This window comes from Aurantibacter sp. (genome assembly GCF_042094015.1).
Classification (GTDB): domain Bacteria; phylum Bacteroidota; class Bacteroidia; order Flavobacteriales; family Flavobacteriaceae; genus Aurantibacter.
Genome location: NZ_JBELDZ010000003.1, coordinates 1 through 26,588 on the forward strand (window position 1 = coordinate 1; position 26,588 = coordinate 26,588).

The 26,588-nt window shown below is 30.5% G+C and carries 22 protein-coding genes and 1 riboswitch; of the genes, 16 read left to right on the top strand and 6 right to left on the bottom strand.

Features of this window, described 5'->3' with window-relative positions; genetic code table 11:
- Nucleotides 1-167 precede the first annotated feature (167 nt).
- Nucleotides 168-419 (bottom strand): type B 50S ribosomal protein L31, encoded by a 252-nt coding sequence (locus ACFDSN_RS00810; RefSeq protein WP_375237916.1) that lies wholly within the window; start codon nt 417-419, stop codon nt 168-170.
- Between the two features lie 160 nt (nt 420-579).
- Here ACFDSN_RS00810 and ACFDSN_RS00815 point away from each other — a divergent pair, with 160 nt between their 5' ends.
- From ACFDSN_RS00815 to ACFDSN_RS00845, 7 genes are read left to right on the top strand one after another with little or no spacing between them, the layout of a single operon-like run.
- Nucleotides 580-1,104: a DUF4199 domain-containing protein gene (locus ACFDSN_RS00815; protein WP_375237917.1), complete on the top strand. Its 525-nt coding sequence runs from the start codon at nt 580-582 to the stop codon at nt 1,102-1,104.
- A gap of 46 nt (nt 1,105-1,150) precedes the next feature.
- The gene (locus tag ACFDSN_RS00820; protein ID WP_375237918.1) at nt 1,151-2,098 is read left to right on the top strand and encodes a glycosyltransferase family 2 protein; all 948 of its coding nucleotides are present in this window, start codon (nt 1,151-1,153) and stop codon (nt 2,096-2,098) included.
- 54 nt (nt 2,099-2,152) lie between these two features.
- Entirely contained in the window at nt 2,153-3,871 is a 1,719-nt protein-coding gene (locus ACFDSN_RS00825; protein WP_375237919.1) for a phospho-sugar mutase, read from the top strand.
- Nucleotides 3,872-5,698 carry an ABC transporter ATP-binding protein gene (locus ACFDSN_RS00830; protein ID WP_375237920.1) on the top strand — a complete coding sequence of 609 codons (1,827 nt, stop codon included), beginning with the start codon at nt 3,872-3,874 and terminating at the stop codon, nt 5,696-5,698.
- Between the two features lie 59 nt (nt 5,699-5,757).
- Complete coding sequence (locus ACFDSN_RS00835; protein WP_375237921.1) at nt 5,758-6,300, top strand: RNA polymerase sigma factor; 543 nt, start codon at nt 5,758-5,760, stop codon at nt 6,298-6,300.
- 30 nt (nt 6,301-6,330) lie between these two features.
- Nucleotides 6,331-6,801 carry a hypothetical protein gene (locus ACFDSN_RS00840; protein ID WP_375237922.1) on the top strand — a complete coding sequence of 157 codons (471 nt, stop codon included), beginning with the start codon at nt 6,331-6,333 and terminating at the stop codon, nt 6,799-6,801.
- A 10-nt stretch (nt 6,802-6,811) separates the two neighbouring features.
- The gene (locus ACFDSN_RS00845) at nt 6,812-7,255 is read left to right on the top strand and encodes a Spy/CpxP family protein refolding chaperone (protein WP_375237923.1); all 444 of its coding nucleotides are present in this window, start codon (nt 6,812-6,814) and stop codon (nt 7,253-7,255) included.
- A 34-nt stretch (nt 7,256-7,289) separates the two neighbouring features.
- On the opposite strand, the gene ACFDSN_RS00850 is transcribed toward ACFDSN_RS00845, so the two are convergent.
- The 4 genes from ACFDSN_RS00850 to ACFDSN_RS00865 form a co-directional block, all read right to left on the bottom strand.
- Nucleotides 7,290-8,354 carry a WD40/YVTN/BNR-like repeat-containing protein gene (locus tag ACFDSN_RS00850; RefSeq protein WP_375237924.1) on the bottom strand — a complete coding sequence of 355 codons (1,065 nt, stop codon included), beginning with the start codon at nt 8,352-8,354 and terminating at the stop codon, nt 7,290-7,292.
- Nucleotides 8,355-8,454: 100 nt separating this feature from the next.
- Entirely contained in the window at nt 8,455-8,898 is a 444-nt protein-coding gene (locus ACFDSN_RS00855; protein WP_375237925.1) for a Spy/CpxP family protein refolding chaperone, read from the bottom strand.
- A 2-nt stretch (nt 8,899-8,900) separates the two neighbouring features.
- Nucleotides 8,901-9,215, bottom strand: coding sequence for a hypothetical protein (locus ACFDSN_RS00860; protein ID WP_375237926.1), 315 nt, complete (start codon nt 9,213-9,215; stop codon nt 8,901-8,903).
- 36 nt (nt 9,216-9,251) lie between these two features.
- Nucleotides 9,252-9,830 carry an RNA polymerase sigma factor gene (locus ACFDSN_RS00865; RefSeq protein WP_375237927.1) on the bottom strand — a complete coding sequence of 193 codons (579 nt, stop codon included), beginning with the start codon at nt 9,828-9,830 and terminating at the stop codon, nt 9,252-9,254.
- A 222-nt stretch (nt 9,831-10,052) separates the two neighbouring features.
- Between ACFDSN_RS00865 and ACFDSN_RS00870 the strand changes: the two genes are divergently transcribed.
- From ACFDSN_RS00870 to ACFDSN_RS00890, 5 genes are all read left to right on the top strand, one after another.
- Nucleotides 10,053-11,261, top strand: coding sequence for an RsmB/NOP family class I SAM-dependent RNA methyltransferase (locus ACFDSN_RS00870; protein WP_375237928.1), 1,209 nt, complete (start codon nt 10,053-10,055; stop codon nt 11,259-11,261).
- Nucleotides 11,262-11,274: 13 nt separating this feature from the next.
- Nucleotides 11,275-12,414 carry an endonuclease gene (locus tag ACFDSN_RS00875; protein ID WP_375237929.1) on the top strand — a complete coding sequence of 380 codons (1,140 nt, stop codon included), beginning with the start codon at nt 11,275-11,277 and terminating at the stop codon, nt 12,412-12,414.
- 160 nt (nt 12,415-12,574) lie between these two features.
- Nucleotides 12,575-16,243 (top strand): phosphoribosylformylglycinamidine synthase, encoded by a 3,669-nt coding sequence (gene purL, locus ACFDSN_RS00880; protein ID WP_375237930.1) that lies wholly within the window; start codon nt 12,575-12,577, stop codon nt 16,241-16,243.
- A 105-nt stretch (nt 16,244-16,348) separates the two neighbouring features.
- Nucleotides 16,349-18,859 carry a hypothetical protein gene (locus ACFDSN_RS00885; protein WP_375237931.1) on the top strand — a complete coding sequence of 837 codons (2,511 nt, stop codon included), beginning with the start codon at nt 16,349-16,351 and terminating at the stop codon, nt 18,857-18,859.
- A gap of 118 nt (nt 18,860-18,977) precedes the next feature.
- Nucleotides 18,978-19,244, top strand: coding sequence for a hypothetical protein (locus tag ACFDSN_RS00890; protein WP_375237932.1), 267 nt, complete (start codon nt 18,978-18,980; stop codon nt 19,242-19,244).
- Nucleotides 19,245-19,256: 12 nt separating this feature from the next.
- Here the strand turns inward: ACFDSN_RS00890 and ACFDSN_RS00895 are convergent, their stop codons facing one another.
- Entirely contained in the window at nt 19,257-20,168 is a 912-nt protein-coding gene (locus tag ACFDSN_RS00895; protein WP_375237933.1) for a T9SS type A sorting domain-containing protein, read from the bottom strand.
- 77 nt (nt 20,169-20,245) lie between these two features.
- A riboswitch (adenosylcobalamin (AdoCbl) riboswitch) is annotated at nt 20,246-20,388 on the bottom strand.
- Between the two features lie 178 nt (nt 20,389-20,566).
- Between ACFDSN_RS00895 and ACFDSN_RS00900 the strand changes: the two genes are divergently transcribed.
- The 4 genes from ACFDSN_RS00900 to ACFDSN_RS00915 all read left to right on the top strand — a co-directional run bounded on the left by ACFDSN_RS00900 (nt 20,567) and on the right by ACFDSN_RS00915 (nt 26,587).
- Nucleotides 20,567-22,339, top strand: a complete 1,773-nt coding sequence (locus ACFDSN_RS00900; RefSeq protein WP_375237934.1) for an AMP-dependent synthetase/ligase — start codon at nt 20,567-20,569, stop codon at nt 22,337-22,339.
- 97 nt (nt 22,340-22,436) lie between these two features.
- Nucleotides 22,437-22,883, top strand: coding sequence for a MarR family winged helix-turn-helix transcriptional regulator (locus ACFDSN_RS00905; protein WP_375237935.1), 447 nt, complete (start codon nt 22,437-22,439; stop codon nt 22,881-22,883).
- A 26-nt stretch (nt 22,884-22,909) separates the two neighbouring features.
- Nucleotides 22,910-25,318, top strand: coding sequence for a 3-hydroxyacyl-CoA dehydrogenase NAD-binding domain-containing protein (locus tag ACFDSN_RS00910; protein WP_375237936.1), 2,409 nt, complete (start codon nt 22,910-22,912; stop codon nt 25,316-25,318).
- A 78-nt stretch (nt 25,319-25,396) separates the two neighbouring features.
- Nucleotides 25,397-26,587: an acetyl-CoA C-acyltransferase gene (locus ACFDSN_RS00915; RefSeq protein WP_375237937.1), complete on the top strand. Its 1,191-nt coding sequence runs from the start codon at nt 25,397-25,399 to the stop codon at nt 26,585-26,587.
- Nucleotide 26,588: the final 1 nt, after the last annotated feature.

Genomic DNA, 26,588 nt, shown 5'->3' on the forward strand with positions numbered 1-26,588 from the left:
ATATGTAAATGGTAGTAAATGATTACGGTTTTCACCATCAAAAAGAATATAATTCATTTTTAAAACTATTTAAAGTAAATGTATTTCAAAAGTAATTTAATTAACTAGAATAAAAAAAGCCTTTTAGTAAAACTAAAAGGCTCTTAATAAAAATATTAACAACTAAATTATTTTTTGAATTTTGCGTATTTTGTTTTGAACTTATCAATACGACCAGCTGTATCTATTAATTTAGATTTACCAGTATAAAAAGGATGAGAAGTTCTTGAAATTTCCATTTTAATTAAAGGATACTCAACACCATCAACTTCTAAAGTTTCTTTTGTGTTTGCAGTAGATTTAGTTAAAAAAACATCATCGTTTGACATATCTTTAAATGCTACTAATCTATAATTTTCTGGATGTATATCTTTTTTCATCGCTTTAATGCTTTATTATTGTATTGTAAATTCGAGGTGCAAATTTACATACTTTTTTACAAAACCACAATGTTTTCTAAAAAATATTTCACATTTTATTTGTAACAAATTTAATATCTTGCAGACTAATAAGCAAATCAACTCAAAAACAATCAAAATTATGGAAAAATCAATTAAAGGTATTGCAGTAAATTATGGTCTTTATTTAGGTGTAGGATTAGCTATTATTACGGCAATTTGTTACGCAATGGACGTGCTTTTATTAACTAACATGTGGCTAGGAATTGGATTATTAATTTTAGTATTAGCAACATCAATATTTTCTTCTATTTCTACTAAAAAGGCACAAAATGGAATTATTTCATTTAAAGAAGCATTCACTGCTTTTTTTATAACATTAGTGATTGCATTATTAATTAGCTCTATAGTTTATATTGTTATTTTTAATTTTGTAGATCCTGAAGCTGCAAATATTTTAAAAGAAGCAGTAATGGAAAAACAAATAAACATGATGAAGGACTTTGGAGCAGACAGTAATGCTATTGCTGCTGTAGCTGAGGAGTTTGAAAAACAAGATAACATGTATTCTATTGGAAATGTATTACAGTCTTTTATATTTCAATTGATAGGATATAGTATTGTTGGTCTAATTTCATCTGCAATAATTAAAAAGACAGAAGAATAAGTCAATAAATATTTTATCTTTGGAGTAAATATATCAAACTACAAAAATGAATATATCAGTAGTTATACCACTACTTAACGAAGAAGAATCGCTCTTAGAGCTTCACGATTGGATTGCTAAAGTTATGCAATCCAATCGTTTTTTATATGAAATTATTTTTATAGATGATGGTAGCACAGATACATCTTGGAATATAATATCAACTTTAAGTACAAAAAATCCTAACGTAAAAGGTATTCGTTTTTTAAAAAATTTCGGAAAATCTCAAGCTTTACATGCTGGTTTTAAGAAATCAAAAGGTGATGTAATCATAACAATGGATGCTGATTTACAAGATAATCCAGAAGAAATACCAGAACTTTATAATCTTATTATAAAAGATGGATTTGACTTAATTTCTGGCTGGAAAAAGAAACGCTACGATAATAAACTTACAAAAAACTTACCATCTAAACTTTTTAATTGGGCTGCGCGTAAAACATCTGGTGTGCAATTAAACGATTTTAATTGCGGACTTAAAGCTTACAAAAATGATGTTATAAAACACATAGATGTAAATGGCGAAATGCACAGATACATTCCTGTTTTAGCTAAAAATGCAGGGTTTATTAAAATTGGTGAAAAAATAGTTCTACATCAAGCCAGAAAATATGGCGAAACAAAATTTGGCGCAGAACGATTTGTTAACGGGTTTTTAGACCTAATTACTATTTGGTTTTTATCACGTTTCGGAAAAAGACCAATGCATTTATTTGGTGCTTTAGGTATTATTATGCTAATTATTGGATTTATATTTACCACATATTTAGGTATAGACAAACTGTTTTTCAATCCTTATGGACGATTAATAACAGATAGACCTCAGTTTTTTATAGCCTTAACTACAATGCTATTAGGAACTCAGTTTTTTATAGCTGGTTTTCTAGGCGAGCTTATTTTAAGAACAAAAAAAGACACAAAACGTTATCTGGTAAATGAAGAATTAAATTTTTAAGAATTCTTACTTCTTTTCAAATTTCGTACTTTTGCATTTCAATTTTTATAATTCATGACCCAGTCAAATAGCACGTTAGAACAACGTATAAATAATTGGTTAACACCAACTTTCGATTTAGATACGCAAAACACAATTAAAATATTACAAACAGAAAACCCTAAAGCTTTAGAAGAGTCTTTTTACAAAGATTTAGAGTTTGGAACTGGTGGAATGAGAGGAATTATGGGCGTAGGCACTAACCGAATTAACCCATATACATTAGGTAAAAACACACAAGGTTTAAGTAATTATTTACACCAATCATTTCCTAATAAAAATATTAAAGTTGTTATAGCTTACGACTGTAGACATAACAGTAAAAGTTTAGCACAAATAGTTGCTAATGTATTTTCTGCAAATGGTATTAAAGTCTTTTTATTTGAAGATTTACGTCCTACACCAGAGCTGTCTTTTGCACTAAAGCATTTAGATTGTCAATGTGGAATTGTACTAACAGCTTCTCATAATCCGCCAGAATATAATGGATATAAAGTATATTGGGAAGATGGCGGACAATTAGTACCGCCACAAGACAATGCTATTATAAATGAAATTAATAACTTAGAGTATTCTGAAATTAAATTTGAAGCAAATCCTGCTTTAATAGAAAACATTGGTAAATCTGTAGATGATGTTTTTATAGATGCTTCAGTTAAAAATGCGGATTTCACTACAAATGAAGCTAGAAAAAACTTAAATATTGTTTTTACATCTTTACACGGGACATCTATAACAACTGTTCCAGAAACGTTAAAAAGAGCTGGATATAATACAGTATATATTGTTGAAGAACAACGTGAACCTAATGGAGATTTTCCAACAGTAAAATCACCTAATCCAGAAGAACCAGAAGCTTTAAAATTAGCTGTAGAATTAGCAGAAGAAAAAAATGCTGATATTGTTATAGGAACAGATCCTGATAGCGACAGACTTGGAATTGCTGTTAGAGATTTAAACGGAAAATTGATTATCTTAAATGGAAACCAAACAATGGTTTTAATGACGGATTTCTTACTTCAAAATTATAAAAAAGACAAAAACAATCCATTTATAGCAAGCACTATTGTCTCTACTCCAATGATGCAAGAATTAGCAAACGCATATAAAGTAGATTATAAAATTGGCTTAACTGGTTTTAAATGGATTGCAAAAATGATTAAAGATTTTCCTAATCAACACTTTATTGGTGGCGGAGAAGAAAGTTTTGGGTTCATGGTTGGTGATTTTGTTAGAGATAAAGACGCCAACACCTCTACTCTATTAGCTTGTGAAATTGCAGCTCACGCAAAAGCAAATAATAGTTCTATTTACAAGACACTTTTAGAACTTTACAAAAAACACGGATTCTACAAAGAACATTTAGTATCGCTAACTAAAAAAGGTATTGAAGGAGCAAATCAAATCAAACAAATGATGATTAATGCCAGAGAAAACCCTTTGAAAGAGGTTGCTGGAGAAAAAGTAGTTTTAATTGAGGATTATCAATTATCTCTTTCAAAGAACCTTCAAATTAATGAAGAAACAGAATTAGATATTCCAAAATCTAATGTTCTAATCTATTACACAGAAAACGGTAGTAAAATAGCATTAAGACCTAGCGGAACAGAGCCGAAAATAAAATTTTATTTAAGCGTTAATTCAACTTTAAATTCTATTGAAGAGTTTAATATCATTGAAAAGCAATTAGATCAAAAAATTGAAGCTATCTTAACAGACTTGAAACTGAACTAAATGGATTATCTAAAAAAAATTCTTAAATACGCATTACCTTATAAAAAATATGCTTTTCTAAATATTATCTGTAATGTGTTTTATGCACTATTTAGTACGTTAGCAATGGTTTCATTAATACCAATGATTAATGTTATTTTTGACAAAAATACACAAATTACAACTAAGCCAATTTATACTGGTGTTAGCGATTTAAAAGATTTTTTTGCTGACTCATTTAATTACACAATAACTTCAAAACTTACGAATGATGGTGCAGAAAGCACATTGTTTTTTATGGTTACAATTATAATATCGTTGTTTCTTCTAAAAAACTTTTTTGGTTATTTAGCAATGTATTTTATCACATTCTTAAGAAATGGTTTACTTAAAGACATTAGAAATGAATTGTTTAACAAAATTGTAACGCTACCAATAGCATATTTTTCAGAGAAAAGAAAAGGAGATGTAATTTCCAGAGTAGTATCAGATGTTGGGGAAGTTCAACATTCCTTTCTTTCTATTTTAGAACTGTTAGTAAGAGAACCTTTAACTATTTTATTTGCTATTGTAGCTATGCTCTTTTTAAGCGTAAAATTAACCTTATTTGTTTTTATTTTTATTCCTGTTGCTGGACTAATAATTTCTGCAATAGGTAAAAAATTAAAAAAACAGTCTGAACTAGCACAAAAGGAAAGAGGTGTTTATTTATCCATTTTAGAAGAAAGTATTCAGGGTTTAAAAATTATAAAAAGCTATAATGCTGAAAATAGATTTTTTAACATATTTAAATCTTCAACTCAAAGATTATTTGGGTTTAATAACGATTTAATGAATAGGCAGAATTTAGCATCTCCTACAAGTGAGTTTTTAGGCGTTGTAACTATTGCTACATTATTATGGTATGGTGGACATATGGTTCTTATTGAAGAAACGCTTTCTGGTGGCTCTTTTATAGGTTTTATGGCTTTAGCGTATCAAATATTAACTCCTGCAAAAGCAATAAGTAAAGCTAGTTATAGTGTTAAAAGAGGAAATGCTTCTGCGGAAAGAGTTTTAGAAATTATTGAAACTGTTAATCCGTTAAAAGATTCATCGACCAGTAAAGAAATTTCAAGTTTTGAAAAAGAGCTTACGTTTAAAAATGTATCATTTAAATATGAAGATGATTATGTTTTAAAAAACTTTTCAATTACTATAGAAAAAGGTAAAACAGTTGCTTTAGTTGGTCAATCTGGTAGTGGAAAAAGTACAATAGCAAACTTAGCACCTAGGTATTATGATGTAACTAAAGGAGAAATTTTAATAGATAACACAAATATTAAAAACTTAAAAACATCATCAGTTAGATCATTAATGAGTATAGTTGCTCAAGATTCTATTTTATTTAATGATACAATAAAAGAAAATCTTTTAGTAGGAAAACAAGATGCTACAGATCAAGAAATTGAAGAAGCGTTAAACATTGCAAATGCGTGGGAATTTATCAAAGATTTACCTAATGGCATAAATACAAATGTTGGAGATTCTGGAAATAAATTTTCTGGAGGACAAAAACAACGCTTAAGTATTGCAAGAGCAGTCTTAAAAAATCCGCCTATTATGATTTTAGACGAAGCTACATCTGCTTTAGATACAGAAAGTGAACGCTTAGTTCAAGTGGCTTTAGAAAATATGATGAAAAACAGAACATCTATTGTAATTGCACATAGATTATCTACTATCCAAAATGCAGACACAATTATAGTTATGCATAAAGGTGAAATTGCAGAACAAGGTAACCATACAGAATTATTAGCTAAAAATGGTATCTATAGAAAGTTGGTAGAAATGCAAAGTTTTGAATAAATTTAAAATCAGAATTAAACCTTTTTTTAAATTCTAAGTCATACTACTAAAACAGATTTGTGATAGACGATCAAGAATTAGTTAAAAACTTAATAAATGAAAGCACAAGACAAAAAGCTTTCAGCATACTTGTATCTACATATAAAGAACGTTTGTATTGGCATATTCGTTATATCGTAAAGTCTCACAATGATGCGGATGATGTTTTACAAAACACGTTTATTAAAGTCTTTAAAAACATATCTAAATTTAAAGGCGATTCTAAATTATACTCTTGGTTATATAGAATTGCAACTAATGAATCTATTACGCATATAAATAAAAATGCTAAACGCTTAAGAATTACTAATCAAGAAGCACAAGACTTGGCTATAAATAACTTAGAAGCGGATGTTTATTTTGAAGGTGATGCTATTCAATTAAAATTACAAACAGCTATTTCAACTCTTCCAGACAAGCAACAATTAGTTTTTAATATGAAATACTTTCAGGAATTAAAATATTCGGAAATATCTAATATTTTAGAGACTAGCGAAGGTGCTTTAAAAGCATCATATCATATTGCTTCTAAGAAAATTGAAGCTTATTTAAAAAGTAATTAAACCTTTTAAAAACATTTAAGTCTAAACAGTATGGAGAGTAAAAAAAACACTAACAACAGTGGTTTTAAAATACCTAAAGGTTATTTCGATTCTTTTGAAGATAGACTTCAAACAGAACTAGAATTAAACACTGTAAAAAAAGAAGTATTTAAAACACCTAAAAACTATTTAGAAAATTTTGAAATAGACACAACTCTAATAGAATCTAAATCTCCTAAAGTAATTTCTATTTTTAATAGAAGAAAACTATTTTTAGCTACTAGTATAGCTGCAACTGTTGCTTTATTATTAACATTAACTTTAAAAAATCCTTCTAACACTTTTGAAGATTTAGAAAACGATACAATAAAAACGTTTGTCTTAAGCGAAACATCTACAGAAGACTTTGCATTATTTTTAGACGATATAAGTCTGGAAGAATCTGACTTTCTAACTATTGATTCAGATGAGTTTGAAACGTATTTTGATAACGTTGACCTAGAAGATATAATAACCGAATAAACTTATAATTATGAAAAAATCTATATCCATTATTATTTTTGCTTTATGCTTTTCTTTAACTAGTTTTTCACAAAACAAAAGAGAAAAAATAAATACTTTAAAAATAGCTCATATTACACAGAGTTTGAACTTAAGTTCTGATCAAGCTCAAAAATTTTGGCCTATTTACAATGCCTACGAATTAAAAAAAGCAACATTAAGAAAGTCTGAAGGTAATTTAAATCAAAACACTAATTCTAATAATTTATCAGAAGCAGACTCTAAAAGATTAATAGAAAATATGTTAAAACTAGAAGCAGAAAAAACGTCTCTTCAGAAAAAATTTATCACTGAACTTTATAATGTTATTCCAGCAAAAAAAATAATCAAATTAATACAAGCTGAACGAAGTTTTAAGCTAAAAATGATTGAAGAATACAAAGGACGATTAAGAAACAGAAAAGGAAGAAATTAATTCTTCCTTTTTTTAGTATCTATAAATTACATTTTTATCTAAAAACTAATTTACTTACACGTCCATTTCCAGCTGCGTAAGCTGTTGAATCGTTTAAAAACCTAATCGTATAATAACCTTCATCAGATAAATGCTTCCAAGTATTACCAGAATCGCTACTATAATCTATTCCTTTAAATCCTACTGCAACTAATTCTTTAGCATTACTATTTGGAACATATTGCACACAACTTCTATAACCAGGATTAGCATTTTCTGCTACTAATTGCCACGTTTTTCCGCCATCTTTAGTTCTTATTTTATTAGCAGCATTATCTTCTGGCTTGGTGTAATCACCTCCAATTGCAAATCCGTTTAATTCATCATAAAAATCTATAGAATAAATCCCTGTAGTTTCTAAACCTTGTACTATTGGCGTATTAAAAACTTCCCATGTTAATCCTTTGTCTGGAGAATATAATATTCTACTTGCTTTTCCGCCTGTAGCAACCCAAGTTTTATCGCCTACTATAGCAATATTAGTATCACTTGCAGCAAAAGCAGCTTCGCCTTCTTTAGCTTTTGGCAAATTACTACAAGGCAATTTATTCCAGGTATTTCCGCCATCTCGGGTAATTATAATACTCATACAATTATCTGTTGGATCTCCAATGGCTATACCTTCATTATCGTTCCAAAAATCCATAGCATCGTAAAATGCTTTTGGATGATTTTCTTGATAGACTAATTCTTCGTCTTTAAATAATAATGTTGGAGAAGCAATACCTAATGAAAAGATACTTCCACCATTTGTAGACACTGCTCTAAAATTAACTTGCAACGAATCATAAATCTTATTCCTCTCAATCAATTTCACAGGTGGAATTGGAATTGTTATAGGGTCAGAAACGATTATTACTTTTCCTGATGAAGTTGCAATAATCAAACTACTTCCCCAGGTATCCATTGCTCTAACATTCAATAGAGAATCTTCAACTAAATGGTTAACTTCAACATTATTAAAAGGTTTCACTTTTTCAATAGATTTAATGCCTTTTTTAGTTTTTTCACCACAAGACAGAATAGTAACAACAAATAGCAATACTAGTAACTTTTTCATCTCTTTAAATTTATTATTAGGTTTAGTCTAAAATAGAAAAAGCTTCACAATTTCTTGTAAAGCTTTTCAGTTAAATATTATTTTATTTAATAAACAACTATTATTTATTTGGCTTTCCTCTTTGCATGGCCTTTTTAATAATAGATTTAAAGTCCTTTTTCTGTTGTTCTGTCTCGCAAATTTTTAAAATTGCATTAAAATGATTGAAAGTTATTTTTCCTCTCAAAGACATTTTATAACCCATACTGTTTGTTAAACTATCTAATTCTTTAGTAGAATAACCTTCATTTCCAATATTAGTAAACAATTGATCTTTTATTTTTTTTGTTTCTTTAAATATTGATTTCATTTCATTTTCATGATCTTTATTTAAAGCTTCAAACTTAATCATTTGAGATTCATTAAAATCTAACTGTTTAGCTATAAAACTCCCTGGATTATGTCTTTCTCCTCTATTATGTTTCTTAAAATGAAGAAACACAAACACAGCATTAGAAATTACTAGAACAATAATAAGTAGATATAGGATACTATTTTTTTTCATTTTTAAAACTGAATTAAAGATTCTTCTGATACAGATAAATTATAAGATTCTGAAAACGTATTTAAATCACTATTATAATTAGATTCAGAATAATTATAAATAGTAACTACATTAATTAAAACAATTGCCATTATAGCTACAAATTGTATTTGAGGCGATAAAAAACGTTCCAAAAGCGTTACTTTTTGTTCTTCTTCTTTAAAAAGAAGATTTAAAGTACGTTCTTTAAAAAAAGGCGAAACTTTAACGGCAGATATAGTATCTAAACTATTAAATGCTGCTGCTGTTTTTTCTTCAATTTTTTTTGTTGTTTTCATATCTCTTTAGATGAAATAAAATTTTAAAACTTGCGTTTAGAATTCATTTTTATAAAAATAGTCTAGTTTTTGTTTTAGATTATGCTTTGCTCTATGCATTAAAGACTCTACTGAATTTATACTTTTCTCTATTATCTCACTAATTTCTTTATAGCTCTTACCGTCGATTTTATGTAACGTAAAAACTAACCGTTGTTGCTCCGGTAAAGTATTTATAGCTTTAAAAATAGTTGCAGAAGTTTCTTTTTGTTCTAATACAATACCTGGATGTTTTATATCCGTATGATAATTGGTTTTGTCTATAGAAAAATCTTCACTAAATAGAGATTGTAAAAAACCAAAACGCTTTTTAGTTTTATGTTTCCTTATAAACTCCAAGCATTTATTAGTTGTTATTCTATAAATCCAAGTAGATAATTTAGAATTTCCTTTAAATTTATGAATAGAATTAAAAACTTCAATAAAAACATCTTGAGCTATATCTTCAGCATCTTCTGTGTTTGGAACAAAAGATATACATGTAGAAAACACTTTTTGTTGATAATCGTCCAAAAGCTTACTATATGCTTTTGGCGACTTCAAAATTAACGCTTCAATGAATTCTGTTTCTGTCAAAAAATATTTTTATTTACTTCTATTAACATCTTTAGATGTTTTCATAATAAAAAACTTGTGGGCTAATCCTGGTTTTTTCTTATTATAATTAAAACTTAATAATTAAGTCTATTTCAAATCACAAGATACACATTAAAAATGTACCTTTGTAGGCTTTTAATTATAGCCAAACAGCTTAAAATTATTCATTTATAGAATTAATCTTAGCTAAATATAACACTAATGAGATTACACAGAAACTTATGTTTTGCCACAGTAGATGGCTTATTATTAATATTTAACGAAGGAAAATACGCAGATAAAGTAGTGCAAACACTTTTAAAGCGTGATAAACGTTGGGGAAGCAGAGATAGAGGTTTTGTAGCAGAAACCACTTACGATATAGTAAGATGGAAACGTCTTTACGCAGAAATAGCAGAGGTCAAAGAACCTTTCTCTAGAGATGATATTTGGAGAATGTTTGCTGTTTGGGCAACTTTAAAAGGAATAAAATTACCAGATTGGAAATATTTTGAAGGAACACCATTAAGACGTATTAAAGGTCGTTTTGATGAATTATCTAAAACTAGACGCATAAAACAATCTATTCCTGACTGGATGGATGAGCTAGGCGTAAAAGAGTTAGGAGATAAAGTTTGGTCTAAAGAAATTAACTCTTTAAATCAATTAGCTCAAGTTATTTTAAGAGTTAATACACTTAAAACAACTAAAGCCAAGTTAAAAGCAGAATTATTTGATTTAGATATTGAAACCGATGAACATAAAGATTATCCTGATGCTTTAATTCTTAGAGAAAGAGCTAACGTATTTACTACAGAAGTATTTAAAAAAGGTCATTTTGAAGTTCAAGATGCATCGTCGCAATTAGTTGCTCCTTTTCTTAATATAAAACCAGGAATGCGAGTAGTAGACACATGTGCTGGAGCTGGAGGAAAAACATTACATCTTGCAGCAATGATGGAAAATAAAGGCCAAATTATTGCCTTAGATATTTACGATCATAAATTAAAAGAATTGAAACGAAGAGCAAAACGAAATGGCGCTCATAATATTGAACCAAGACATATAGACTCTAATAAAGTTATAAAAAAATTATACGATAAAGCAGATGCTGTTTTAATAGATGCTCCTTGTTCGGGTTTAGGTGTATTACGTCGAAATCCTGGTTCTAAATGGAAACTTCAACCAGAATTTTTAGATCGTATTAGACAAACACAAGAGGAAATCTTAGTGTCATATTCTAAAATGGTTAAACCTGGCGGGCAATTGGTTTACGCAACTTGTTCTGTTTTACCGTCTGAAAATCAAGATCAAGTTAAAAAATTCTTATCTAAACCGAATGATTTTAGTTTAATAAAAGATAAAAAAGTTCTATCTTGCGAAGCTGGATTTGATGGTTTTTATATGGCATTACTTCAGCGTAATAAATAACAAATACAATTAGATGAAAAAAAAATACTTTTTAGTTGCACTATTAGGTGCATTTAATATTGCTTTAGCACAAATTCCTGCAGGATATTATAATTCTGCTATTGGATCTGGATATACACTAAAAACACAATTAAAAGATATAATTGATGATAATAATGACGGATTAAGCCCAGAATACCAATCTATTCAATTAAGTTATGGCGATTTATACGATACTTATGAACTATCAGATGTAGATATTTATTATGACCATTCTGGTCCTATTCCAGCTTCAAACAAGCCTTTACTTGATATGTATTCTGAAAAACCGTCTGAAGCAGATTCTTATGAATATATTTATGGAAGTGCTCAACAAGACGATGGAATGCTTGGGAATGCAGAAGGTCAAAGATTTAATAGAGAACACACCATTCCAAACTCAGTGTTTGGCGGTAGTTTTCCTGAACGTAGTGATGCGCATTTTGTAATACCAGCGGATAAATACATTAATGCTCAAAGGAACATAACACCTTATGGCGAAACAAATGCAGCAACACAAAATTTTACTAACGGCACTAAAATTGGTCCTAGTAGAAACGCAGATTATACATCTGGTTATACAAACACTGTTTTTGAACCAATTGATGAATTTAAAGGTGATATTGCAAGAATATATTTTTATTTTGTAACGCGTTACGAAGACGATTTAACAAGTTACGGTTCTTATGATATGTTTGATGGTACAGCAAACCAAGCAATTGCACAACCTTTTTTAGAAACGCTTTATAATTGGCATATTCAAGATCCTGTATCTCAGCGTGAAATAGATAGAAATAATGCGATTTTTACTCAACATAACAACAGAAATCCATTTATTGACAATCCTAGTTATGTATATGAAATTTGGCAGAATGTATTATCAACAAACAACTTTAATTTAGATAATAATTCTGTTTCAATTTATCCAAATCCAGTAACAAATAACGTTATAAATATATCTTCAAATAAAAATTTAGATGTAATAATATACAATGTATTAGGTCAAAATATTTTATCAACTAAAACTACACCAAATGCAAACACTATTAATTTAGAGAATTTAAATTCTGGTGTTTATATAGTAAAATTAAAATCTGATACAGGAACTACTACAAAACAGTTGATTAAAAAATAAAAAAACACCTACATAAAACAAAAAAGAGCTTTATTTAAAGCTCTTTTTTTTGTTTATAACATAGTGAATAAATGAAAAATTAAGTTTGAAAAATTAGAGGCTATTAATTGTAAAAAAATTAAATTTGCATTATTAATAATCAAACTAAATCATCATATAAATGATTCATTTCTTTGGAAACACAAACAGTAAATTATTTGCTGTTCAAACAACAAAAGAATTATCAACCGAAACTATTTCAAAATTATCATGGTTATTTGGCGACCAACCAAAACTTGAACAAGCATCTATCGATGCTTTTTTTATTGGCCCAAGAGCAGCTATGATTACACCTTGGAGTACTAACGCTGTAGAAATTACTCAAAATATGGGGATTTCAGACATTGTTAGAATCGAAGAATTTGAAACCTCATCTGAAGATTTTAAAGATTTCGATCCAATGATTTTTGAAAAATTTAATAGCCTACATCAAGACACATTTACGGTTAATATTGAGCCCGAAGCTATTTTAAATATTGATGATATATCAGCATATAATAAACAGGAAGGTTTAGCTTTAAGTGACGATGAAGTTGAATATTTAGAAAGTGTAGCAACTAAAATAGGTCGTTCTTTAACAGATTCTGAAGTCTTTGGATTCTCTCAAGTAAATTCAGAACATTGTCGTCATAAAATTTTTAATGGAACTTTTATTATTGATGGAGAAGAAAAAGAAACATCATTATTCAAATTAATCCGTAAAACATCTGAAGTCAATCCAAATAAAATTGTTTCAGCCTATAAAGACAATGTAGCGTTTGTAAAAGGTCCTGTTGTAGAACAATTTGCTCCTAAAAGTGCAGATAAGGCTGATTTTTACGAAACTAAAGACTACGAATCTGTAATATCTTTAAAAGCAGAAACACATAATTTCCCAACAACCGTAGAACCTTTTAATGGTGCTGCAACTGGTGCTGGTGGAGAAATTAGAGATAGACTTGCAGGAGGAAAAGGCTCCTTACCTTTAGCTGGAACTGCAGTTTATATGACTTCATATTCTAGATTAGAAGATAACAGACCTTGGGAAAAAGGAATGGAAGAACGCCAATGGTTATATCAAACACCAATGGATATTCTAATAAAAGCCTCCAATGGTGCATCAGATTTTGGAAATAAATTTGGTCAGCCATTAATTTGCGGATCTATACTTACGTTTGAACACGAAGAAGAAGCTCGTAAATTAGGTTTTGATAAAGTTATAATGCAAGCTGGCGGAATTGGTTACGGTAAAGCTGAACAAGCATTAAAAGATAAACCAAACACTGACGATAAAATAGTTATTCTTGGTGGAGAAAATTACCGCATTGGTATGGGTGGAGCTGCAGTTTCGTCTGCTGATACTGGTGGAAATAGTGCCGGTATAGAATTAAATGCTATCCAACGTTCTAACCCAGAAATGCAAAAACGTGCCGCGAATGCAGTTCGTGGAATGGTAGAGAGCAACGAAAATTTCATTGTTTCTATTCACGATCATGGTGCTGGTGGACATTTAAATTGTTTAAGCGAATTAGTTGAAGAAACTGGCGGTAAAATAGACTTAGATGCTTTACCTGTTGGAGATCCAACCTTATCTGCCAAAGAAATTATTGGTAACGAATCTCAAGAACGTATGGGATTAGTTATTAGTGAGAAACATATTGGTACGTTACAAAAAATTGCAGATAGAGAACGTTCTCCAATGTACACTGTTGGAAATGTGACTGGCGATGATAGATTTACTTTTGAGTCTAAAACTAAAGGCGACAAGCCAATGGATTTAGCTTTAGAAGATATGTTTGGAAGTTCTCCAAAAACAATAATGGTAGACAAAACCATTAATAGAAACTATAAAGATTTAGATTATAATTCGGCAAACTTTCACGATTACTTAGACCAAGTATTACAATTAGAAGCAGTTGCTTCTAAAGATTGGTTAACAAACAAAGTAGATAGATGTGTTGGTGGAAAAGTAGCAAAACAACAATGTGTTGGTCCGTTACAAATTCCGCTTAACAATGTTGGTGTTATGGCTTTAGACTATAACGGAAAAGAAGGCATTGCTACAAGTATTGGCCACTCGCCTATTTCAGGACTAATTAATCCAGAAGCTGGAAGTAGAAACTCTATTACTGAAGCATTAACCAATTTAATTTGGGCGCCTTTAAACCAAGGACTTAAAAATGTATCATTATCAGCAAATTGGATGTGGCCTTGTAAAAATGAAGGTGAAGATGCTCGTTTATATGAGGCTGTAAAAGCAATTTCAGAGTTTTCTATTGAACTAGGTATTAATGTCCCAACTGGAAAGGATTCGCTTTCTATGAAACAGAAATATCCTAACGAAGACGTTATTTCTCCGGGAACAGTTATTATTTCAGCTGCGGCAAACTGTAACGATATTACTAAAATTGTAGAACCTGTTTTACAACCTAATGCAGGAGACATTTATTATATTAATTTATCTCAAGACAACTTTAAACTTGGTGGAAGTTCTTTTGCACAAATATTAAATACGATTGGAAAAGAAGCACCTAATGTAAAAAGTGCTACTTATGTAAAAACAGTTTTTAATACCATTCAGAAATTAATAGTTGATGAGCAAATTGTTGCTGGTCATGATGTTGCTTCTGGTGGATTAATTACAACTTTATTAGAGTTATGTTTTGCTGATGTTAATTTAGGCGCAGAATTAGATTTATCTGCTTTAAATGAAAAAGATTCTATTAAATTATTATTCTCTGAGAATTCTGGAATTGTAATTCAGTCTAAAGACGCTTCAATAGAAAACGTTTTATCTGAATCTGGAATAGAATTTTTCAATATTGGAAAAGTAGTTGAGGCTGATTTCTTAAGTATTATTAATAATAATGAAGTATTTACATTAACTGTTTCAAGATTAAGAGATGCTTGGTCTAAAACATCATTATTATTAGATAGAAAACAAACAGCAAACAATTTAGCAGATGCTCGTTTTGAAAACTTTAAAAATCAACCATTAAAATATACATTCCCAGAAAATTTCACAGGAAAACTAAAAGACATCATTGGTACAGCTTCTACAGTAAAACCTAAGGCAGCTATTATTCGTGAGAAGGGATCTAACTCAGAGCGCGAAATGGCAAACGCTATGTACTTAGCTGGTTTTGATGTTAAAGATATACATATGACCGATCTAATTTCTGGTCGTGAAAATTTAGAAGACATTCAATTTATTGGAGCTGTTGGTGGATTCTCAAATTCAGATGTTTTAGGATCTGCAAAAGGTTGGGCTGGTGCATTTAAATATAACGAAAAAGCGAAAACAGCTTTAGAAAACTTCTTTAAAAGAGAAGATACATTATCTGTTGGAATTTGTAATGGTTGCCAGTTATGGATGGAATTAGATTTAATTAATCCAGAACACGAGCAACATGGAAAAATGATACATAACGATTCTAAAAAACACGAAAGCTCTTTTACTTCTGTTAAAATTCAAGAAAACAATTCCGTAATGCTATCAAGTTTAGCAGGGACAGAATTAGGTGTTTGGATTTCTCATGGCGAAGGAAAATTTAATTTACCTTACAGTGAAGAAAAGTATAACATAGTTGCTAAATATGGTTATGCTGGCTATCCAAATAATCCAAATGGTTCTGATTTTAACACCGCAATGTTGTGTGACACCACTGGAAGACACTTAGTTACAATGCCACATATAGAACGTTCTACGTTTCAATGGAATTGGGCAAACTATCCGAAAAACAGAAAAGACGAAGTCTCGCCTTGGTTAGAAGCTTTTGTTAACGCTAGAAAATGGATTAAAAACAGTTAATTTTCAACAACTTATAAAAAAAAGAAGCTATTAAGTAGCTTCTTTTTTTATATTATATTTGTATATAACTCAACCATTATGACTAAAAAACATTTCTTTTCGCTAATGATATTATTTATTGTATCATTTTCATTCGCACAAACCCCAGAAGGATTTAATTATCAATCTGTAATCCGTGATACAGCTGGAGATATTATAGTCAACACAACTATTGGTGTACAATTTCAATTGAGACAAACTACAACTATGGGTTCTATAATTTATACTGAAACTCATTCACCAACAACAAACAATTATGGAATGTTCAATGTAATTGTTGGGCAAGGAACAACGTCAGATACATTTAATACAATAGATTGGTCATCAGATTCTTATTTTTTAGAAGTAAGTATCGATCCAATTGGTGGAACAACGTATGTAAGTTTAGGAACTACACAATTATTAAGTGTACCCTATGCATTAAATGCTGCTACTGCTGATAATGTAACGGGTTTAGAAACTATAGATGAAGGAAATGGTAATGGTTTGATTAAAATTGGAAGAATAGCCGATAATTATGGAAACATAGGTAATAATGCTGTAGATTTAAGTTACTCAGACTCGGCTAGTGCTTCTAAAGGAGCAACTGGGTTATATTCTACCGCCACTGGCTGGAACACAAGTGCTTTAGGTAATGCATCTACAACCATTGGAGTTTCAAACATAGCATCTGGTCATATTGCAACAGCAATGGGTAATGAAACATCAGCTTCTGGTAATGGAGCTGTAACAATGGGAGATGGAACAGTTGCTGAAAGTTTTACACAAGTATCTATAGGAACATTTAATGTACCAACAACACCTACAAGTGCTATAGCGTTTGAAGAAACAGATCGTGTTCTTGTTGTAGGAAACGGTACTGCACTAGCAAGTGAAAGTGATGCTTTAGTAGTGTTAAAAAATGGAACCATTACGGCTCCAAGTTTTGATTTAGCTGAAATTACTGATGATAAGGCGTTAATAACTAAAGAATATTTTGAAACAAGTATCTCTGGTTTAGTATATTTAGATGAAACAGATGATACAACTGACAATGGAGGCTTAATTATAGCAGGAAGAACAGCCGAATACTATGGTGATATTGGTAAAAATGCAATTGATTTAAGTTTCTCAGATGGTGCAAGCACTACTTATGGAGCTACGGGAGAACATGCTGTAGCACTAGGAAGATTTATAGAAGCCTCAGGAAATTATTCAACAGCAATGGGACATAGTACAGAGGCTTCAGGAATTTTTGCTACAGCAATGGGGTTTAGTACAGATGCTACTGGATATTATTCCACAGCAATGGGGCAGAATACAATTGCTTCAGGGTCATATTCAACAGCAATGGGACATAATACAATTGCTTCAGGGCCATATTCAACAGTAATGGGTCGCAATACAAATGCTTCAGGAAATTATGCTACAGCAATGGGGCAAAATACAAATGCAAATTCTTGGGGATCTACCGCTATAGGCCATTATAATATTGGTGGAGGAAGTGCAAACTCTTGGATAGGAACAGAATCATTATTTGAAATTGGAAATGGTACTGATGCTGCTAATAAAGCTAATGCCTTGACAGTTCTAAAAAACGGAATAATTACGGCACCAAGTTTTGATTTAGCTGAAATTACTGATGATAAAGCTTTAATTACAAAAGAATATTTTGAAACAAACAACACTACTCCAACGGGTTTAGAAGCTATAGACCAAGGTAATGGTACAGGTTGGCGTTTATCAAGAAACATCCTTGGCTTCGGAAACATAGGAAGATATGCTGTTGATCTTTCTTATAACATACCAATGTCTGGTAGTTTCGGAGCAACAGGATTTGGTTCATTTGCAGTAGGAGAAAGAACTAATGCTTCAGGAGATACTTCTGCAGCATTTGGTTCTAACACTAATGCTTCAGGAATCCATTCTGCAGCATTTGGTATTGGAACTACTGCATCTGGAGGAACTTCTGTAGCATTTGGTTTTTTAACTACTGCTACAGGATATCTTTCAACTGCAATGGGAGAAAGAACAAATGCTAATTCACAATCCTCTTTATCTATAGGTCAATATAATATTGGAGGAGGAACTCCTGATAGTTGGATCGCTACGGAATCGGTATTTGAAATAGGAAATGGTGTAGACGATTCAAATAGAGCGAATGCATTAACAGTATTAAAAAACGGTACTATTACAGCACCAAGTTTTGATGTAGCAGAAATTACAGATGACAAAGCTTTAATAACTAAAGAATATGCAGATGCTAATTATTCATCAGAGACAATTGAAACTGAAAATGGAGTTTCGTATGCTACCAATTGGAGTGACTTTGGATCTGGATATGAAGGTGTAACTTATTACAAACATAACGGACGTGTATATATAGACGGAATGGCAATAAAAAGTAGCATCATAATTCAAGATGAAGTAATATTCACATTACCAGCAGGATACCAACCAACAGGAAGAATTACTGCTACAGGTCAACGATTGAACGAATCTATTAGAATAGATATTAATTCTAGTGGGCAAGTAATTATTAGACAATCAGGAAATACGTATGTTAGTCTAAATGGTATAAATTTTAGAGTTGACTAAAACAATAGTTTTGACTTCATTAAATGTATTTAAAACAATTAATTAGGTTTTGTTTCTTTTTTACCATAGTTATTTTTTAATGATATTTTTTATCCTTTTTTAAAACCCTTTAATATTCTTGATAAAGAATATTAAAGTAAACAGATGCAGGATAATAATTATAAAAATTAACAGAGGTACTGCTAGTAAAACTAGTGATGCCACAGGAGATGGATCTATAACTTCTGGGTATAACACTATAGCTAATATAAATCATCCATATTACTCTGATATCACAAAAACTATCGCGGCTAATTTACCTCTAGCAACCAATATCGTTACTCGTATTATCGAGACAGATAGACAATTGTATTTTAGTGGATTAACCTTACAACTTAAACTTTAAGGTTAGACATAGTTAGGTTGTAATTTTCAGAAACTTCTTTACGGTATTATTTATTTTTACAAAATATAATCCATTAGCTAAATTACTAAAATCAATTTCTGCTGTTTTACCATTATTAGTTTTAGTAATTCCAAATTTCACTTCTTTCCCTACCACATTATATATTAAAACTGAATTAATTGTATCGTTATGTAATTTTATCTGAAATTTATCTTTAACAGGATTTGGATACATACTAAATGTATCTAAATTATAAGTTTCTGTACTTAATAAGTCGGTCGGTACAATACTAAGATTATCAATTAAATTATAAAAAACAGTACCTAAACATTCAGGATCATTACTCATCGTTTTTGTTGTAGGCGTAGTTACAATATATAAATATTCACTAGCTTCTGTAGGCGTAAATGTAAACGTATAATTATAGTAAGTTGTATTTTCGTTAGTTTGAACATTTTCGGTATCCAATTCATAACTATAACTATTTGGAATACCTGTATTTGCGGAACTCATAGAAAAATCGAATCTTAATGTATAACATCCCAGATATTGATTAGCAATAAAACCAGTACCGTGGTATTTAGAACCATAATTCACCGCTATTTTAATGGTATATTCTCTATTAATTTCTAAAGGTGTATCCAGTTCGAAATTTACACCTTCATGAGTTACAGAACTTGCATATTTTACACTTCCTAAATAAACACTTCCCGTACCTGTATTAGCATAACCAGGATACATAGTACAATTATAATAATCTGGAGTATCATGTGAATTAACGCATCCTATAATTAGATTGCTTTGGCCAAAAGTGTTAGGGCAATTGTAATAATTTTCAAAATCCCCATTAGAAAATATGTTCTGACTAATTGTTAATGTAGAGTATATTAGAAATAATGTTGCAAAAAAATAATTTTTTTTCATCGTTTTAAAGTTTTAACTGCTTTTTTGAAATTAAAAACGATGCCTTATTTTTAAATAAAAAGATATATTTAAAAAACAGATACCATATACTTTATTTCGCGAAAGTAGAAGGTTTATATAATTTGGATTGAGTAATCTGACTTCCTATAAAAGGTTACAGTTGCGCGACAGTTCGTGAATTTCACACGATTCCCTCAATTCTAGGTAAAACTAATACTTTTTTAATTTAAAACCATAAAATATTTGTGTAAATACAAGCATCTAAGATAGTACTTAGAGTCTAAGTTATCCGCTATGTTTATTATTCATTTTTCATCATTTTTAAAAATTCGGTTTTTTTGTGCTATATATTATTGTAAATTGCTGCCGTACTATAATATATACTCACGACAATTATAATGACAGAAATAACACGTTTATTCGATTTCCCATACTATCAACTTGAAAAACATAATTTAGAGGCAGCATTAGTCACTAAAAAAAAAGGAGAATGGATTAAAACGTCCACCAAAGAATATTTAGATAATGCTAATGCAGTTAGTCGTGCATTATTACGCTTAGGAATTAATAAGAATGATAAAATTGCCGTAATTTCTTCTACTAATAGAACAGAATGGAATATTATGGATATTGGTATTCTTCAAACTGGAGCACAAAACATTCCTATATACCCAACAATTTCTGCTGAAGATTATGAATATGTCCTAAATCATAGTGAAGCAATTTATTGTTTTGTTTCAGACAAAGAAGTATTAGACAAAGTAAATAAAGTAAAAGACAAAACACAATTAAAAGAGGTGTACTGTTTTGATGATATTGATGGTTGCAAACACTACTCAGAATTATTTAAATTAGGAGAGGACAAAAGTAATCAAGATGAAGTTCAAAAACGTAAAGATGCTGTTAAACCAACAGATTTAGCTACTATAATATATACATCTGGAACTACAGGAAAACCAAAAGGAGTAATGTTATCTCATGATAATATTACAAGTAACGTTTTAAATAGTATTCCAAGAGTACCATTAGAAGATGGAGAAACACGTGTTCTAAGCTTTTTACCTATTTGTCATATTTTTGAACGCGTCTTAATTTATGTCTATCAATACGCAGGTGCTACAATCTATTTTGCTGAAAGCATAGATAAAATTGGAGATAATGCAAAAGAAATAAAACCTAACCTAATGAGTGTGGTTCCAAGACTGTTAGAAAAAGTCTACGACAAAATTTATGCAAAAGGAGATGAACTTTCTGGTATAAAACACAAACTATTCCACTGGGCAATTGAATTAGGTGAACAATGGAAACCATACAAGGAAAATGGTTCGTGGTATGAATTTAAATTAAGTATAGCTAGAAAATTAATTTTTAGTAAGTGGAAAGATGCACTTGGAGGACAATTAACAACAATGGTTTCTGGTTCTGCACCACTACAACCAAGATTAGTTCGAGTATTTTCTGCAGCAGGAATGAATATTATGGAAGGTTATGGATTAACAGAAACTTCTCCTGTTGTATCAGTTGGAATGTATAAAAACAAACATTTTAAAATTGGAACTGTTGGAAAGCCAATAAAAGGTGTAGAAGTTAAAATTGCTGATGATGGCGAACTCCTTATTAAAGGACGAAACGTAATGTTAGGTTATTTTAAAGACGAAATAAAAACTAACGAGGTAATGTCTGGAGATTATTTTCATACAGGAGATAAAGGTGAAATTGATTCTGAAGGATTTCTTAAAATTACTGGTCGCAAAAAAGAAATGTTTAAAACATCTGGTGGAAAATACGTTATACCTACGCTACTTGAAAATGATTTAAAACAATCTCGTTTTATTGAACAAGTTATGGTTATTGGTGAAGGACAAAAAATGCCAGCAGCATTCATACAACCAAATTTTATTTTTATAAAAGACTGGATTGATAGAAAAAATCAGAATATTGAAAAAACGAACCAAGCGATTTGTGATTCAGATATTATAAAATCTCGCATACAAAAAGAATTAGATACTTGTAATTGTAAATTTGGTAAATGGGAACAAATTAAACGTTTTGAGCTAACTCCAGATGTATGGTCTTTAGAAGGTGGACATTTAACCCCAACAATGAAAATGAAAAGAAAGATTATTAAAGAAATCTATAAAGATTTATATAATAAAATCTATGATTTATAAATAATTTAGGTATTACTATACTAACATCTTAAATAATTCAAAAAATACTATGCACGCATAGTATTTTTTTTTACCTTTGGTTAAATAATTTTTATAGATGAAAGATAGAACTATAGATTATATGCTAAGAACCACTTGGTTAGCAGTCAATAAAATGTACAACGAAGAAGCCGCTAAGTTTGATAGCACAATGGCTACTGGTTTTACATTATTAAGTATTGATAAAGAAGAAGGAACTCCTTCTACTTCTCTCGGTCCTATAATGGGAATGGAGGCTACAAGTTTATCCAGAATATTAAAAAACATGGAGCAACGTGGTTTAATAGAACGCAAACCAAATCCTTTAGACGGACGAGGCGTAATTATACATTTAACAGATTTTGGTAAAGAAAAACGAGAGTATTCAAAAGAAAAAGTACTCACTTTTAATAATGATATTCGAAGTCAAGTTTCAGAAGAAAAACTAAAACACTTCTATGAAGTGGCTGATCTAATTTCGGAACGTGTTTCAAATAAAAAAATTTACAAAAAAGAAGATAAATAAACAACTAATAATAAGTCATAAACAACATGAGTAAACGTATTATTAAAAAAGTAGCCATTATTGGGTCTGGTATTATGGGAAGTGGTATTGCTTGTCATTTCGCAAATATTGGTGTCGATGTTTTATTACTAGATATCGTACCAAGAGAGCTTAATGCTAAAGAAAAAGCAAAAGGACTTACCTTAGAAGATAAAGTAGTTAGAAATCGTTTAGTTAATGATGCTTTAACAGCTTCATTAAAATCTAAACCTTCACCTATTTACCACACTTCATTTGCTAATAGAATTACTATAGGAAATATTGAAGACGATATTACTAAAGTAGCAGATGTAGATTGGATTATGGAAGTTGTAGTTGAAAGACTTGATATTAAACAGCAAGTTTTTGAAAACTTAGAAAAACATAGAACTCCAGGAACATTAATTACTTCTAACACGTCTGGAATTCCAATTAAATTTATGAGCGAAGGAAGAAGTGAAGATTTCCAAAAAAACTTCTGCGGAACACACTTTTTTAATCCTGCACGTTACTTAAAATTATTCGAAATTATTCCTGGACCAAAAACAGATCAGTCGGTTTTAGATTTCTTAAATAATTATGGTGAGCAATTTTTAGGAAAAACTTCTGTTGTTGCAAAAGACACGCCTGCGTTTATTGGAAATAGAGTTGGAATATTCTCAATTATGAGTTTATTCCATGCTGTAAAAGATTTAGATTTAACTATTGAAGAAGTGGATAAATTATCTGGACCAGTAATTGGAAGACCAAAATCTGCCACTTTTAGAACTGTAGATGTAGTAGGGTTAGACACTTTAGTTCATGTTGCTAATGGAATTAGAGCTAATTGTAAAGACGATGAACGTTTAGAATTATTCAAATTACCAGATTTCATCAATACCATGATGGAAAACAAATGGTTAGGAAGCAAAACTAAACAAGGTTTTTATAAAAAGACTGTTTCTAAAGAAGGCAAAAAAGAAATCCTTTCTTTAGACCTTAATACTTTAGAGTATAGATCCTCTAAAAAAGCAAAATTCGCAACCTTAGAATTAACTAAATCTATAGATAAAGTTGTAGATCGATTTAAAGTTTTAGTAAAAGGAAAAGATAAAGCTGGTGAATTTTACAGAAAAAGTTTTGCTGCTCTATTTGCATATGTATCTAATAGAATTCCTGAAATTTCAGATGAGCTTTATAAAATAGATGATGCTATGAAAGCTGGTTTTGGATGGGAACATGGACCTTTTCAAATTTGGGATGCAATTGGCGTTCAAAAAGGAATAGAAATGATGCAAGCTGAAGGCTTAAAACCTGCAGATTGGGTAAATGATATGTTAGAATCTGGAAGCGATAGCTTCTACTCTATTAAAGATGGCGCTTCTTTCTTTTATAATATTCCATCAAAATTACAAGAAAAAATACCAGGACAAGACGCATTCATAATATTAGATAATATTAGAAAAACAACAGAAGTATTTAGTAATTCTGGAGTTTCTGTTCAAGATTTAGGAGATGGAATCCTAAATTTAGAGTTTCAATCTAAAATGAATACTATTGGTGGTGATGTTTTAGCAGGACTAAATAAAGCTATTGACATTGCTGAAAAAGATTTTTCTGGATTAGTAGTAGGAAATCAAGGACCAAATTTTTCTGTTGGAGCAAATATTGGAATGATTTTTATGATGGCTGCAGAACAAGAATACGATGAATTAAATGCGGCTATTAAATATTTCCAAGATACAATGATGCGTATGCGTTATTCAGCAATTCCAACAATTTCAGCACCTCACGGAATGGCGCTAGGTGGCGGTTGTGAAATATCACTCCATGCAGATAAAATTGTTGCAGCAGCAGAAACTTATATGGGACTTGTAGAATTTGGCGTTGGAGTTATTCCTGGCGGCGGTGGTTCTAAAGAAATGGCACTAAGAGCTTCTGACACTTTCCAAAAAGGTGATGTACAATTAAACACATTACAAGAATACTTTTTAACTATTGGAATGGCAAAAGTATCTACTTCTGCTTATGAAGCCTTTGATTTAGGTTTACTTCAAAAAGGAAAAGATACTGTAGTTGTTAATAAGGACCGACAAATAGCTGTTGCTAAACAACATGCTAAACTTATGGCGGATATGGGTTACACACAACCTGTAAAACGTAAAGATGTAAAAGTATTGGGTAAACAAGCATTAGGTATGTTTTTAGTTGGAACAGATTCTATGCAAGACAGTAATTACATCTCAGAACATGATATGAAAATTGCTAATAAATTAGCTTACGTTATGGCTGGTGGAGATTTATCTGAACCAACACTTGTAAGTGAACAATACTTATTAGACCTAGAACGCGAAGCATTTTTAAGTTTATGTACAGAACGTAAAACTTTAGAACGTATTCAACATATGTTAACTAAAGGAAAACCATTAAGAAATTAGATTAATTAGGTTAATGGATTCTTAATTGTTAGAATCCAAAAAATCTAAAAATCAAATAATCTAAAAATCGAAATAAAAATGAAACAAGCATATATAGTAAAAGCATACAGAACTGCAGTTGGAAAAGCACCAAAAGGTGTATTTCGCTTCAAAAGAACAGATGAATTAGCAGCAGAAACCATCAAACACATGATGAAAGAGCTTCCTAGTTTAGACCCAAAACGTATAGACGATGTTATTGTTGGTAATGCAATGCCAGAAGGATCTCAAGGGTTAAATATGGCTAGATTAATCTCATTAATGGGATTAGACACAGTAGATGTTCCTGGTGTAACTGTTAATCGTTTTTGTTCTTCTGGAATTGAAACCATTGGAATGGCTACGGCAAAAATCCAAGCAGGAATGGCAGATTGTATTATTGCTGGTGGCGCAGAAAGTATGAGCTCTGTTCCAATGACAGGTTATAAACCAGAATTAAATTACGATGTTGTAAAATCTGGACATGAAGATTATTATTGGGGAATGGGAAATACAGCTGAAGCTGTAGCAAAACAATTTAATGTATCTAGAGAAGATCAAGATATATTTGCTTTTAATTCACATGAAAAAGCATTAAAAGCACAAGCAGAAAATCGTTTTCAAGATCAAATTGTTCCTATAGAAGTTGAACAAACCTATATTGATTCTAACGGAAAAAAAGCTACAAAATCTTATACAGTAACTAAAGATGAAGGTCCACGTAAAGGTGGCTCTGTTGAAGCATTAGCAAAATTAAGAGCTGTATTTGCTGCTGGCGGAAGTGTAACAGCAGGAAACTCATCGCAAATGAGTGATGGAGCAGCATTTGTTATGGTTATGAGTGAAGAAATGGTAAAGGAGTTAAACCTAGAACCTATTGCAAGACTTGTAAATTATGCTGCTGCAGGAGTTGAGCCTAGAATTATGGGTATTGGACCAGTAAAAGCTATTCCAAAAGCATTAAAACAAGCTGGATTAAAACAAGATGACTTAAGCTTAATTGAATTAAACGAAGCGTTTGCATCTCAATCTATAGCAGTAATTAGAGAATTAAATTTAAATCCTGATATAATAAATGTAAATGGTGGGGCTATTGCTTTAGGTCATCCATTAGGTTGTACAGGAGCAAAATTATCTGTGCAATTATTCGATGAAATGCGCAAACAAAATATGGTTGGAAAATATGGAGCTGTAACTATGTGCGTAGGTACTGGTCAAGGCGCTTGTGGAATTTTCGAATTTTTAAAATAAT